Origin of the sequence: Kiloniella antarctica, assembly GCF_042682825.1 — a bacterium.
In the GTDB taxonomy this organism is placed as follows: Bacteria; Pseudomonadota; Alphaproteobacteria; order Kiloniellales; family Kiloniellaceae; genus Kiloniella; species Kiloniella antarctica.
Map to the genome: position 1 here is coordinate 1 of NZ_JBHUII010000001.1, position 14297 is coordinate 14297.

Here is a 14297-nt window from a genome sequence, read left to right on the forward strand (position 1 = left end):
CCAAGAACTGTCTCATCAACAGTTAGAACTGGCTCTGTAGTCGCATTTGCCGAAATACTTGGACCATCATCTTCAAACTTAACAACAGATCCTAGATCCAGGCTATCATCTGACTGATCGCCGTCTGCATCTGTAACTGTCGCAATCAGCTGCAAGACGCCAGAATTCATGATCGCAGGGCTTAAATTTTCATCATGATCATTGCTGTCGTTGTGTTCAACAGCACGGGTCTGGGTAACTGTCACATCGCCCGTTGCTGGGTCAGTCGAAACACGGAAGACCTCACCACCAGTTGAAGAAGAACCAACGATGTCGCCACCAGGTTCTTGGGTCAGGATAATCGCTTCATCCGTCTGCGCATCAACCAAACCAGAATTTACCGGCTGCACGCCACCCAGGCTCAAGTTGAATTCAGTCGCTCCTGCCGCAGCAGGGCCATCTGCACCAAACACAGAACTGTTACTGAACAGTACAGAACCAAGAACAGTTACATCAGCAAGCAGACCGCCAACATCTCCGTCATCGCTGTCGTTATCGGTTTCATCAAGGCGGATCTCGGCCCCTTCATTGAATTCGATGTTCGCAACTGGATTATCATCAGCAACCGTTACAGTCAGCGTTGCCCCATCCTGATCACCATCTGCATCTTCCAACACATAATCAAATGTCTCGTCCAGCGTATCAGGCGCTGTAGAAACCTGGGTCACAGCAAAACCTTGACTAGAACTTACAGCCGTCAAGGTAACAGAAGTAATGCCATTACCAGTAATCGTGAAACTGTTTTCACCCGGAGCAGACGTTCCTGCAACAACACCATCAGCCGTCACAGCACTCCAGTTAACAGCAGTACCGGAACTCCCATCAAACTCGAATGATAGATGATCCGTTGCAACAGCACCACCAGCATCAGAGAAGCTGAAAGTTAGGCTTTCTTGAACAGTACCATTGTCTGTATAAGGAGTATCAGTCGTTCCTTGTGGAATATTACTAACACCCAACCCATCAGCAGCCGGTGCAACCAATACATCAACAGGATTTCCACCCTGTGTTCCTGCACCAGTAACCGTAACAGTTACGCCAGTTGCAGGGTTAGTCTGTGTGTAGCTCGCGCCATCAAAACTGCCGCCACCCAGAGCGAAATCTTCGCCCGGATGGGTCGCAGGGCCTTCATAGCTGTAATCACCAAGATTATCACCCGCCATGTCCACGGTCAGTGTGGCACCGGCTTCGGTTGTTATCGTCAGGATACCTGTCGCAGGATCAAAGCTGCCACCACCACTAACGGACTGACCATCAGCAGCAAGTTCATACTTCACACCATCATGGGTGATTTCGCGGATTGTGCCAGGTTGATCAGCACCCGCGCTTTCGCCAGCTTGAAGCAGGTTACCCGTAACAACGTTGCCTGCGGACTCATCCGTTACATTTAGAGCATCATCCAGCGCAACAGGCACATCGTCTTGAACCCGAATGGTAAAGCCATCGTCAATAGTAACACTGTCACCGTCGCCATCGGTAGCTACAAGAACGGAGGAAAGGTCGAGATCTAGGAAGTCTTCAATATCATCAGCAGAAACAACAGGATGGTGATCCAGCTGATCCAAAAGCGTAAAGGTATAATCCCCGTTCGCATCAATTTTTAATGTAAAGACAGCACCCGCTGTCGTTGAAGCTGTCAACGTATCGCCAACAACGGCATAGGTAACTGGCAGTCCATTTGATGTCAGAGCAGGAAGATTACTCAGGTCTGATCCCAGGCTGAACCCACCGCCGATTGCGGCACCATCAGAACCAAAATCCACAAGGCTTGCAACAGAACCTGTCGCAACAGTACTACCTGAAGCGTCTTCATCATTACCATCAACCAGATTGTCTTCTTCAACTGTATTAGAAACAGAAGCAGTATTATTTGCAGGACCATCGTCTTCAATAACGATCGAACCGTTGTTGGCATCAGCAAGTACAACTGTCGCGCTGTCTGTTGCTGTATCACCGTCACCATCGGTCACTGTGGTTGTCAGTGTAAGACCAACAACACCATCACCTGTCGTCAGGAGATTAGCGACACTGTCATGATCATTACTATCATCACCATGATCAATCGCAACATACTGTTCAACCGTTAGATCTGCATCATCTAGACTATTTATATCATCAAGAGAAATACGCAGAGCTGTACCATAAACAGCAGGGATCGTATTCCCGGAACCATCAGTACCTTCTGCTGAAATTAGGAAGCGGCCAATTATCTCACCGCCTTCAAGAACAAGCTCAATAGAAGGGTCTGCATAAGCAGGTCCAGAAGAAGGTTGTGTGACAGAAAGTGTTGTTGCAACAGCGTCACCAGAAAGCGTTAAGCTGAACGTATTAACAACTGATTGCTCACCGTCAGTACCGGCATCTTTATCAATATCGAACAGATCGGAAAGAGCACCACTATCGCTCGCAGTACCAATACGACCAATCGGGTTAGTTCCTGTAGGATCAGAAACTGTATTACCAGCAACATCATCGCTATCAGCGTTCGTATCACCAATATCAGCGCCCGTGGACTCATCAAGGTTATTAAGAGAAAGCGTTACATCATTACCACTAACGTCTTTAACAGACACATCTACAACAGGACCATCATCTTCAATGTTGATTGTTGCTGTAGCAGTAACGCTGTCGCCTTCATCATCAGTCAGTTTGATGGTGAGGTTGAACGAAGCATTTTCATCATGTGAACCTTCTCCGCCATCACCAGCTTGATCATGATCAATAGGGCCATATTGAACGAAGGTTAGATTTCCTGTGTTGCCATCGTTAGTTAATGTTCCATCAATATGAACAGCAAAAACAACGTTACCAGAAGCATCCAAGCCCCACACGACCTGAGAATTTCCAGGGTCCTGATGCAACGTAATTGCAGAGCCGCCTGACGTTAAAAGACTATTAACATTTCCAGACAGATCAAACTCAATCGCCTCAAGATCATCAAAGGCATTACTTGCACCTGTGTCTGTATCCGTTGGGCCATCAGAACCATCTGGCACTTCGTCATTAGAGCCGTCTGACTTCAAATCGTAGGTAAAAGTATTTTGGGCCTGACCAACAGCATCTCCAAGGGTCGCGTTATCGTCCTCTTGTAAAACTTTATATCTTTCGTCGAGTACCGATTGCACATCCGAAGGAACGGCAGGAATATCATTTGAATTCTCATCAACTCCAGTAACAGTATCGCCAGTTAGAGTACGAGCAGTCTCATCGTGGATCAACGTAATGGGTGAAGTGAATTCTGGGATATCTTCGTCAATAGATATCACAACGGATACTGGGTCAGTTACGGCCTGATTATTTTCATCAACAGGCGTTCCATCAGCATCCGCTAGTTCTGAACCGGATCCTTCAGGAACAGTTTCAGTTGCAACAGCATGTACCGTAATCCTTGCAGGTCCCTGATCATCACTTTCACCACCTTCGCCTCCATCACGAGGCGTACCATCGGGTAAGCGGCTGTTGGTCCAATCATTAGGATCAAACGAAATATTTGTCGTTAAACTCCCGGTACCATCATCAGATGTATCTAGTGTGTTACCATTATTTGCTGCATCCACATTTTCGGAAACATCGACGAAATAACGAACATAACCGTCCCCGGCAACTTCATTACCAATAGTTTCCTCAAGAGTATGTAACGCATCAGGATCAGCGACCACACCAGCTGCCAAAGCAATTTGATGCTGTAAAGATGCGGGTAGATCCGAAGTATCCGTAACCAATGTAAGAACGGGGTTTCCTGCACCATCAAAAGTTACTTTATAAACACTATCCCCGTCCATTTGCCAAATTTGTGCACCAGGAATAGGGCGAATTTCCCACCCGACGGGCACACCGTCAATCACAAGCTCATGAGCTTCAGAATCATCTGCAAAATCAGCAAATTCAACAGTAACCGGAATCGTAACCGTTTCTTCTTCATTTCCAGAGTTCACAACCGGACCAGGAGAAGACGTCGAACTTTGAGAATCAGTTGTATTAAAATTACCTGAAAGATCTTGATCTTGACCTATCTGCAAACCTTCCGGCATGTCAGCAACTGCATCAACAATAGCAACCGTAGAATAGCCCAGCGTAGCACTTTCGCCGGAATCCGGATCAGAAATAGTAGCTGTACCCGTAATCGCGATATCTGCATCAGAATGCTGTGGAGGCAAAATATAAATATCAGCAAAATCGGATGGAGATATCGTTACCGGGAAACCACCAGTATATTCGTCAGATTCGTCGCTTCCACCAATGAACAGACGCACGCCTTCTGGCAATTCATTAAGAACGACCGTATCCAAGGTCTCATTATCAGAAGGCACAAAAGTAAGCACCATACGCATCGGAGCAGCGTATTCTTCAAGATCACCATTATTTAAGAAAGGATCGCTATTTTCACCCGCATCACCACCATTCAAATGGTGGTTAGGCAGCCAATCTTCAAAACCACCGCCAAATGAACCTGAAATACCACCATCAGGGCCTTCTTCAATTTCAGTAACGGTCGTTAGAAAGCTTATAAGAAGAGTTCCCTGAGCAGGATCCGTGATCTCGTCAAGACTGCTAAGCAGACCAAATTGCAACTCGGTAGGATCAATAACGCCTTGAGCATTCAGGAGATCAATCGCATTACCGAGATCATCACTATAAGTGCTTCCGCCGCCGCCAGTTGGCCCTGCACCTGCACCTGCTGCCGTTTCAAGCGTATCGCCTTCGACAAGAGCTTGCGCCTGACCGATCAACAGACCAGCTGAAAGTTCCACTCCGCCAATAACAAGAACAGGCGCATCCGCGCCTTGAGATTCTTCAACTAAGTTTTGAAAAACAATTCGACTATCAGCTGATCCGTCGCCGTTTGTGTCAAATGTCAGAATAAAGTCGTTGCCCTCGACCACTGGAGTCGCGGCTGTAGCATCAAAATCTAAAGTAGCCGTCTGCCCTTTAACAAGTGAGATATTGACAACATCACCAGCACTTGGCGCTGAGACTGTAATTGCCTCTGCAGCCTGCCCAACTAGCGTTTCACGTCCAGTCTCACCACTAACATCAATAGCTTCAGTAAGAATTTCATTATCGTTACGGTTTTGGTCATCAGTCATATTAGAATCCCCCTTAAGGTTCCAATTTATCATGCCGCAGTAAGCATACTTTTATTCGGCACATTTATTTAACAGCGCAAATCACGCACAAAACTTTGGATACATACTAAACAGCCGCCAGCACAATTCAAGTATCTTAAACTAAAAAGCGATACCGTTATGTATGAGTCTTTGTAAAATTATTTCATATCAGTATCTATACTATCGGTTGCAACCAACGCTCAATAAGTAGATACCCTTACTTGCTTACCTAATGTTAGAACAAAGCTCCTAATAAAAGACTAAAAAAGCCCTTCCCATTCCGTTACAAAGTTAAACATTTGAAATTTAGGCATAAAAAAAAGCCCCGCCAAATTGGCAGGGCTTTTAAAAGGCATTACTGCCAAATGAAGAAAGTACGATCGATTACAGAACCAAATCAATTTCCACAACGCGGTTACCAGGCTCGCGAATCCCATCTTCAGTTGGAATAAGAGACTGTGTTTCACCGACAGCATCAGGAACGATCCGTCCAACATCAACACCAGAACGACCCATCGCCTCCATGACAACAGACAGACGACGCTGTGAAAGCGCCTGATTATAATCAACAGAACCAGAACGGTCAGCGTGAGCCACAAGACGAACTGTTGTGCCGTCATTTTCTTGAGCAGCAGTAAGAGCTTCTTCAAGTGACAAACGTCCAACATCTGTAGCAACAGTGCTATCGAAATTGAAATACACAAGGAAAGAACTTGCTTGTGGCGCTTCAGCAGCAGCCGGAACTGGAGCTAGATAAGGCTGAAAATCTGTAAGCTTGAAAGTTGCCAAGGCATCAAGACCATTAATAGCAGACTCGAAAGCTTCTTTACACTCTAGACCACGCGTAGATGGTTGATACTGAACAGAACGTCCGGCTTCAGTCGCTTCAATCCAGCAATCGTAGTTTACTTGCGCTTTAGCAGCCAATTGAGGCGCTACAACACGACCACCACGATCAAAAGTTTTGCGCATGCGCATTAGCGCATCAGCAAATTGTGGCTTCTGCTCATCACGCAACCAACGATCATCAGGCTCGTCAGGAAGAACACTTGACCGACGTGCAGCAGTACGCGCTTTGTGATTAAAGTGCTCAGCGTCCACAAGATCCCAGTTATCATCACGCTCTTCTGAAAGCGCAAGATATCCGTCATAAAGTGCATTACTGAACTGAACGCCCTCAACCTCAAGACCCTGTGCAGAGTCAGTATCAAACAAACCACCGAATATAGCATCCAGCGGTCCAGCATTTGCCGGTGCAACTGCGATCACAGCCGCAACAGCCCCGAACAGAAAACTTTTGGTTTTCATTGTCCACCCCTTAATGAGTGCTGCAACCCACAGCAGAAATAAATTCAGAGATACCTATAACGATTCAAACCATTAAGAGCAAGTCATTGAATACGATTTATAGGTCCACATCATTAGATTATCACAAGAATAGTGAAAAATTCAAATTTTGCAACAGCTTTTAAGGGTAAGCACATAAGGATAAACACTTAATGAAGACTATATCTTTAGGTTCTAGAAGTCTTAAGAATCCGTTAAAATAACGAACCCAAAAAGGTCACACCCAATAAAGTAATCTCGCTGTTACATTCTGGCTTCGGAAAATTATAGTACAGAAGTATAGAAAATATGGCCCAGCACTCGCAACTCGTTCAATGCAAAAATATTACCGCTCATGCCTTAACAAAAACTGCTCTCGTAGTATCCTGCCTTATCTTTTTGGCATCGACAGCAACAGTGCAAGCATCCTCTCTTTACAAAACAAAAAGCTCTCATCTTGGAAAGAACGGCAAGAATACGGTATCATCGCCAAAAGGAACAGTTAACGCGAGCACCTACCCCTGGAGCACAATTGGTCGATTAAACATTGGTGGAAAGGCTTATTGCACCGCCGTGATGATTGGCACAAACCACGTCTATACAGAAGCCAACTGTCTATACAACAAAGCCGAAAATCGTTGGTGGAACAATGATGAGCTACATTTTAGGGCAGGATACCAACACGATGAACATATCGCTTCATCAAACATCTCTCGTGTTGAAATATCCGATAGCTTCAATCCAGAAAGCCCCGATAGCCTCGCCTCAATTGCCGGCAATTGGGCTTTGATTACGTTAACCGATCCCCTGGGACAGAAAACAGGTTGGCTTGGAATCAAAGGACTTAATAAAGGAATGAGACAAACCATAAAGTCTGGCGCGGCTAAGATGTTCAATGCAGGTTATCATAATGGTTGGGAGCACGCGGTACGTATATCAAATGGCTGCTCAAATAACATTTCCAGACAAAAAATTCCCGGTGTTGGAACCATTCCCTGCCGTGGACAGAAGGTACATCAACGATCTTTACCAACATTTTATTATCAAAACGGGTCTTATCAGCTGGTATCCTCAGCCGTTTTCAGTCGCAATGATAGCCCAAAACGTAGCGACAGCTGGGTCTTCGCCAGTCTCAAAAATGCAAGAACAACATGGGGAAATAGTCACCGTCCATAAGTCATAACAACAAGCGAGACGGATTTTAAATAACTTCGTTTTCCTTGATGACTTATGGTGCCTTGATGGTTTCGGGTCCCCTGATAATTTCTGGGGGCGTGTAGATCGTTACCTCTGGGATTTCTGACGTATATTTTTCAATTTCTACCAATGTAGAATGCGCAACAGGTCCCTGCCCCAATTCGGAAGACCCAACATCTCTGGTTAACACATTCGGATTCCCGGCTTTATCAAGACTTCCGATAATCCCCGGTTCTACAGGATCGTACCAAGCACCTGTTGGCAATTGCACGACACCAGGCTGTACTTTGTCACTAATGATCAAACCAGCAAGCGTTGCGCCTCGATCATTATAGACTTTTACAACATCGCCCACTGACAACGCTCGGTCATGCGCATCCTGAGGGCTTATTGTCAGCGCCTCTCGGCCTGAAACCTTGGCTCTTTGACTTGTTTGACCGTGGTCAAACTGACTGTGAAGCCTTGTCGCAGGTTGATTGGATATCAAATGCAATGGAAATTTTTGAACAAGTTCAGCGCCCAGCCACTCCTTAGGCTCTAACCACGTCGGGTGCCCCGGACAACTTGCAAGTTCAAAAGAAGCAACACGTTCTGAAAAAATTTCGAGCTTCCCTGACATAGTCCGTAAAGGACTCGCTTCGGGAGACCGACGAAAAGCTTCCAGTAATATTAAGTCTGGCCCTTCTGGAAGCAAATATTCGCCCTGTTCCCAGAAAACATCAAATTCCGGAATCTCAATACCTTGCGCCGCCGCACGTTGCCGATTACGGGCATGTAAAAATTGTAACCATTCTTTTTCGTTTCTGTCTTCTGTGAACTCATCTTTTTTTCCCATAACGTCAGCAATTCCACCAAAAATATCATAATCATTTCTGGCTTCCCCAACGGGAACTACGGCTTGTTTCAGAGCATAGACATAATCATCCCGTTTGGCACAGACGATGTCGTTACGTTCAGCCGTCATTGTTGCAGGCAACACAATGTCTGCATGACGCGAAAGAGCATTCCAGGTTTGCTCATGAACAATAATGCTGTCTGGCTGTTGCCAGGCTTTGAGCAGTCTATTTAAGTCTTGATGATGATGGAAGGGGTTCCCCCCGGCCCAATAAACCACCTTGGTATCTGGATAGGTATAAGATTGGCCATTATACTGAAAAGACTGACCTGGCTTTAAAAGCAGATCGCTAATTCGTGCGACTGGGATAAAATCAGCAACCTTATTCACACCTTGATCAAGCGAGGCCCAAGTAAAATCTCTGAATTGATGACCAACACCGTTAACACCAGCATAACCAAGACCAAACCCTCCTCCCGGCAAGCCAATCTGCCCCAACATCGCAGCCAGAACAACCAGCATCCAGTGCGTTTGCTCTCCATGATCGGCCCGTTGTAGTGACCAACTAGCCGTAACCATTGTTCGTTTTCGGGCCATCTCAACCGCAAGAGAAGAAATAACCGTAGCATCAACGCCCGATATATTTGCTGCCCATTTTGCATCTTTCGGTTGCCCGTCAACTTTCCCCGTCAAATAAGGTTCAAACTTTTCAAAGCCCACACAATACTGTTCGAGAAATGCTTTATCATGAAGCCCCTGCTCATACAGCGTATGTGCCAGCGCCAACATAATCGAAACATCCGTATTGGGTTTAGGTTCATAATGAACGGCTTCCAGCCCTTGATCGACATCATCTCGAACAGGGCTGAAATTTACAAATTTTGTTCCCGCACGCTTACAGGCAAGTAAGCCATCTTTGGCAGAATGACGCCCCACTCCCCCCGCATTTATTTGTCCATTCTTAAGGGCGACACCACCAAACATCACCATCAACTCACAGTGCTTTTCTAGCACTGGCCAAGACGTATGTTGATTTAAAAGCCAGCTCATAGAGCCAACAACATGCGGCAAGATAACTTCAGAGGCGGCGTAACTATAGGTATTTACGGATTTCGTGTAACCACCAATACAGTTCATAAAGCGATGGATCTGACTCGGTGCATGATGGAAACGCCCAGCACTTGCCCAGCCATAAGATCCAGCAAATATCGACTGGTTACCATATTGCTGGCGGACACGATTTAATTCATTCCCAACCAGTTCAAACGCCTGATCCCATTCAATCTCGACAAAGGGTTCCGCACCACGTTTATGTGTAGCAACCCCGGGGCCTTGCTCCAGGTAACTTTTTCGAACGGCAGGTTTTTTGACGCGACATGGATGTTGGATACCATCAAGGAATGACTGTCCAATAGGAGAGGGATCAGGGTCCTCTCTATGGGGTTCTACTGACTTGATTTGACCATCTTCAATAGAAAGATAGTAAGTACCCCAGTGTGAAGCCGTTAGAGCCTTTTCCATCGCATCGTACTCTTGTTATCGCGAGATAAATTATCTTAATTTAAACCAACTAAAGTTTTCTGAGACATCCATCATCAAAACATACATGATCAATGGTCACTTAAAATATTATTTTTTGGGTGCAGCCAACCGCGGATCAGCAAGAGCTTTCACAACCAATGTTGGATCGTTTCTCATTTCCAAATGTTGATTGGCGATAACATCATCAATCAGGAGAATAAAAGCATTCCATTGGAATTCCTTCAAAGCATCTCCGCTCAATTTCTCAACGCCTTTTTTCAAGCCTGCTGAGAATTTTTTGATCGTTGAGCGTAAAATGGCCTTACGGTGAGATCCTTTTATTGAAATCTGGTCTTCAATTTCTTGTTGGATCACTGACTGCTTCAGCGAAACTAAAACCTCAACACCTTGCAGGGTCACAGTCACATCCCAAGAAAATTCATCTTCGTTTACTTCAATATCACTCATAGCTATTCTTTTTCAGAGTTATTGGGGGATAGAGTTCTCTTTGCTCAGTGCCAGTCCAACCCTCGCCCCTTTTAAACAATTTATTTCTTCGTCTTGCTCTCAAGACGGTAGGCTTTAACATAATCTTCCAAAAGATCGGCAACCAGATCAGGATCACCAAGTGAATCCCAAATTGAAAGATCTATTTCATCATCATCCGTATAACGTAGACCAAAGACGATAAGGTCTTCTGCGCCATATTCAACGAGCTCTTCACGAAGGCCCTCTAAAAGTTCATCAGTCTCAGTGTTTTTTTCACTCATTAACAAGTCTTTCGGTAAATCTGTTATTGATAATACTCGCAAACAGCCAGTAATCATTATTCTTAATCGACCTTATGTCAGAGCTTAGGAGATCAGAAAAGAAAAATCCCCAAAGCTACAATCAATCGCACATAACGTCTCACCTTAATTAATATTTCCCACTTTCATTTATACGCCAAAACTCTAAAAGGATGGGATAATATTTATTTGAAAATTTGATAGGCAACACTTTTATGAATGCCCCGCTTCAAGAGTTTGAACAAGCTGTAAAACATCAAGTAGAGCTTCTGGAAGCAGGATACATTCTCCAGGCCCTAGATCTTTATTTCAATGAACAGGGCAAAATGTATGAAAATGACAATCTCTTTGGCAAAAATAGAGCAGAATGCCGATCCAAACAGGAACCTTATATAAATGCAGCCAAAGAGATTTTAGGCAAAATTACGGATCTTAAGATAGTAAATACTGCGCAAATTTGTATATTTCGCAACAAGTCGCGCTTCATAGATCAACAAAATAATTTAATTCAAATAGATGGTGTCCATTGGCAAAAATGGAAGAACGGTAAAATCATCGAAGAACGTTATTACCACGCCCATAAATTAGACGAGATCTTATCCCAAGGTCTGTTGAACAATCCCGAAAGTCTCAAAAAAAATTAGCCCTTATCAAGAGGTAACGGCCTGCGAGAAGACTCGATTCCAAACAATTATGCTTTGGGGAACCGCTTATTACGAACGTCTTCTGCATAGTTATGCGCTGCCTTAGTTATATCCTCATGCACCTCGGCATATCGCTTAACAAATGAAGGAACATAACCCGTGCCCTGGCCTATCATGTCTTCTGTAACAAGAATTTGACCGTCACAATCCACACCAGCCCCGATACCAATCGTCGGAATTGCAATCTCATTTGTAATACGTCTGGAAATGGCAGGCTCTGTACATTCGATCACAGTCGCAAAAGCCCCTGCATTGGCAACAGCGTGTGCATCGGCTAAAATCTTCTCTTCATCCCGCTGTGTCAGGAAGCCGCCGACCTGGTTTGCATGCTGTGGCAATAATCCAACATGGGCCAAAACAGGCACCCCACGTTCTACAAGGAATTTAATGGTTTCAGCCATTTCTTGGCCACCTTCCAATTTCACCCCGGCACACCCTGTCTCCGACATGATACGTGCTGCGTTTTCAAAAGCTTTGGTGGGTGAAGCTTGATAACTCCCAAAAGGCATATCAACGATCACACAGGCTTTTTTACTTCCCCGAACGACTGCCGCACCGTGGGCGATCATCATTTCTAAAGTGACGCCAATCGTGCTTGGTAAACCATAGAGAACCATGCCCATGCTATCCCCGACCAAGAGGAAGTCGACATGCTCATCGAGCAGGCTTGCCAATGGTGCGGTATAAGCTGTCAGGCTAACGATTGGCCGTTGGCCTTTTAGTCTCATTATCTGCGGGATAGTCGTTCGTTTAGCCATGATACCTAAAGCTCTCTGTGACGATTTTTCGACACTATAAACCGAATTATTGTGCGCCGCAACAAGGCTAAGAAACATCATTCCACATTACTTTATTGTCCCCAGACAATAAAGTAATGTCACAAGAAAGTATGGCTCTTAAATCGGCACAAGATAAGCCTTCCTCAATACTAGTCTATAAGAGCACGTTCTTTTGCGGCATAGCCTAACTGATCTCTGAAATCCGGGTGTGCCAATGCAATCAATGCTTTCGCACGTTCGGACAAAGACAGTCCCTTCAAATTAACTATTCCGTATTCTGTCACAACGTAATGAGTATCCATACGCGGATCTGTAGCGGGCCCATCAAGTTGGGAAACAATTCTGGAAACGCTATTTCCTTTAGCTGTAGAGTGAAGAGCCACAAATGATTTCCCTCCACGAGATGCATACGCTCCTCGGACAAAATCCAACTGTCCTCCCGGACCACTAAACTCTCTACCCCTTAAATACTCAGCATTAATCTGTCCCGTCAGATCTACTTGTAAAGCCGAGTTTACAGAAATCATGTTGTCGTTTTGAGAAATTACCGACGGATTATTTATATAAGAAGCGGGATAACCTGCCAGAGAAGGATTATCGTCCATAAATTCATAGAGCTCTTTATTTCCAAGCGCTAAGGTAAAAAGATGCTTTAACCTATGGAGTGTTTTTTGACGCCCTGTAATTACACCATTTTTGATAAGCCGCATAAGGCCTGGGGTCAAAAGTTCAGTATGTAACCCCAGATCATTATGGTCATATAAAGACTTCGAAACTGCATTCGGCACGCCACCAACACCCATCTGGATTGTTGCCCCATCAGGGATCATTTCGACAATCTGTTTGGCAATAAGCTCATCAACAGACTGAGGTGATGCAGGCAGAACTTCCAGCAGGGGACAGTTATTCTCTGTCAGGCATAATACTTCAGATATATGGATCAAAGCTTCACCAAATACTCTGGGCATTGAAGAATTAACTTCGAGTATTAACTTGCCACATTTACGAGCAACTTCTGTTCCATAATCACTGTTCGTCCCCAAACTGAAATATCCGTGAATATCCATAGGAGAGACCGTTGCAATAAATACGTCTGCACCCAGTGTATCCGTCATTAATCTCCCCACCTGATGGAATGTACTTGGAACATATTCCATCCACCTCTGACCAAGATCCGAGCCTTGTTTTTCAATACTTCTGTCGTAACTACTCATAAAAAATGAATGAGGCTTGATAACTTTCACGACTTCTGGGGTAAGGATGCTTTCTGAAGCATGGGCACTGGAATGCATGTAATAGGCATTCAACCTTGTTAATTCCCCGGTAACGGCTCGATCAGCAATCGCTTTTAATAAAGCTGGAGGCATAGATACCCCCATAGAAATCATAAGATTGCTCTTATCAGGAATCATCTTTGCAGCTAGAGAAGCTGAAACCTTTTTTTCATAATACTGTTCACGAAGAGTTTTCATTAGTAGCTCTATTGTTACTGGATGGATCAGAACACTCTGGAATATTACGTCCGCAAATAGCCAACTCTTAAAGATAAACTGTCAGAGCTAAAATCATATCCACACTTTTTCCATTGTGAGCCAAAGGCAGCATTACCCGTTCGATGGATTTGTAATCAGGAATGTGAAACGATGCTGGCCCTATGCGATAGCTTGGTTGTGCATTTTCAGCTAAATTCATATAGTCAGGATAAGTAGAAGAGGCTAAGAAATTGGGATACACCTCATCAATCCACCTCCCGGTATAATCATGTTTCATCGCTTCAACATGGGCAGTCCCAAAAAGTCGAAACTTAAACCGGATCGGATCCTGAAAAATATCGACCAACCATACATTAGGTAAAAGATTTGGAATATCAACAGGATCCAGATGTTGTCGCCCAGGCAAGCTTGTATCTGACGGATGGATAGACAACCAATACTCATAAAGCGCTCGCGTCTTCTCACCCCATTCCTTAAGCCCGTCTTGCGAATACAAACTCAAGTCCG

At 44.7% G+C, this 14297-nt stretch carries 10 protein-coding genes; 2 read left to right on the top strand and 8 right to left on the bottom strand.

What is annotated here, in order from left to right:
• Both ACFSKO_RS00005 and ACFSKO_RS00010 read right to left on the bottom strand, forming a co-directional pair.
• Window positions 1-5126: DUF5801 repeats-in-toxin domain-containing protein (locus ACFSKO_RS00005; RefSeq protein ID WP_380247053.1), on the bottom strand; the 5126-nt coding region annotated here is incomplete at its 3' end.
• Window positions 5127-5531: 405 nt separating this feature from the next.
• Window positions 5532-6455, bottom strand: a complete 924-nt coding sequence (locus ACFSKO_RS00010; protein ID WP_380247056.1) for an OmpA family protein — start codon at window positions 6453-6455, stop codon at window positions 5532-5534.
• Between the two features lie 327 nt (window positions 6456-6782).
• Between ACFSKO_RS00010 and ACFSKO_RS00015 the strand changes: the two genes are divergently transcribed.
• Window positions 6783-7649: a trypsin-like serine peptidase gene (locus ACFSKO_RS00015; protein ID WP_380247058.1), complete on the top strand. Its 867-nt coding sequence runs from the start codon at window positions 6783-6785 to the stop codon at window positions 7647-7649.
• A 52-nt stretch (window positions 7650-7701) separates the two neighbouring features.
• On the opposite strand, the gene ACFSKO_RS00020 is transcribed toward ACFSKO_RS00015, so the two are convergent.
• The 3 genes from ACFSKO_RS00020 to ACFSKO_RS00030 form a co-directional block, all read right to left on the bottom strand.
• Entirely contained in the window at window positions 7702-10026 is a 2325-nt protein-coding gene (locus ACFSKO_RS00020; protein ID WP_380247059.1) for a molybdopterin guanine dinucleotide-containing S/N-oxide reductase, read from the bottom strand.
• Between the two features lie 108 nt (window positions 10027-10134).
• On the bottom strand, window positions 10135-10494 hold the full coding sequence (locus tag ACFSKO_RS00025) for a hypothetical protein (protein ID WP_380247060.1): 360 nt from the start codon (window positions 10492-10494) through the stop codon (window positions 10135-10137).
• An 80-nt stretch (window positions 10495-10574) separates the two neighbouring features.
• Complete coding sequence (locus ACFSKO_RS00030) at window positions 10575-10796, bottom strand: hypothetical protein (RefSeq protein WP_380247063.1); 222 nt, start codon at window positions 10794-10796, stop codon at window positions 10575-10577.
• A gap of 233 nt (window positions 10797-11029) precedes the next feature.
• Between ACFSKO_RS00030 and ACFSKO_RS00035 the strand changes: the two genes are divergently transcribed.
• Window positions 11030-11458, top strand: coding sequence for a hypothetical protein (locus tag ACFSKO_RS00035; RefSeq protein WP_380247065.1), 429 nt, complete (start codon window positions 11030-11032; stop codon window positions 11456-11458).
• A gap of 47 nt (window positions 11459-11505) precedes the next feature.
• Here ACFSKO_RS00035 and panB read toward each other — a convergent pair whose 3' ends face one another.
• The 3 genes from panB to ACFSKO_RS00050 all read right to left on the bottom strand — a co-directional run bounded on the left by panB (window position 11506) and on the right by ACFSKO_RS00050 (window position 14292).
• Window positions 11506-12276, bottom strand: a complete 771-nt coding sequence (gene panB, locus ACFSKO_RS00040; RefSeq protein WP_380249398.1) for a 3-methyl-2-oxobutanoate hydroxymethyltransferase — start codon at window positions 12274-12276, stop codon at window positions 11506-11508.
• Between the two features lie 170 nt (window positions 12277-12446).
• Window positions 12447-13769 carry an acetyl-CoA hydrolase/transferase family protein gene (locus ACFSKO_RS00045; RefSeq protein ID WP_380247067.1) on the bottom strand — a complete coding sequence of 441 codons (1323 nt, stop codon included), beginning with the start codon at window positions 13767-13769 and terminating at the stop codon, window positions 12447-12449.
• 67 nt (window positions 13770-13836) lie between these two features.
• Window positions 13837-14292: a PAS domain-containing protein gene (locus ACFSKO_RS00050; RefSeq protein WP_380247069.1), complete on the bottom strand. Its 456-nt coding sequence runs from the start codon at window positions 14290-14292 to the stop codon at window positions 13837-13839.
• Window positions 14293-14297: the final 5 nt, after the last annotated feature.

Excerpts from the sequence above, each read along its gene's own strand:
- ACFSKO_RS00010 (WP_380247056.1), bottom strand. The coding sequence starts at position 6,455 with ATGAAAACCAAAAGTTTTCTGTTCGGGGCTGTTGCGGCTGTGATCGCA.
- ACFSKO_RS00015 (WP_380247058.1), top strand. The coding sequence starts at position 6,783 with ATGGCCCAGCACTCGCAACTCGTTCAATGCAAAAATATTACCGCTCAT.
- ACFSKO_RS00020 (WP_380247059.1), bottom strand. The coding sequence starts at position 10,026 with ATGGAAAAGGCTCTAACGGCTTCACACTGGGGTACTTACTATCTTTCT.
- ACFSKO_RS00025 (WP_380247060.1), bottom strand. The coding sequence starts at position 10,494 with ATGAGTGATATTGAAGTAAACGAAGATGAATTTTCTTGGGATGTGACT.
- ACFSKO_RS00030 (WP_380247063.1), bottom strand. The coding sequence starts at position 10,796 with ATGAGTGAAAAAAACACTGAGACTGATGAACTTTTAGAGGGCCTTCGT.
- ACFSKO_RS00035 (WP_380247065.1), top strand. The coding sequence starts at position 11,030 with ATGAATGCCCCGCTTCAAGAGTTTGAACAAGCTGTAAAACATCAAGTA.
- panB (WP_380249398.1), bottom strand. The coding sequence starts at position 12,276 with ATGGCTAAACGAACGACTATCCCGCAGATAATGAGACTAAAAGGCCAA.
- ACFSKO_RS00045 (WP_380247067.1), bottom strand. The coding sequence starts at position 13,769 with ATGAAAACTCTTCGTGAACAGTATTATGAAAAAAAGGTTTCAGCTTCT.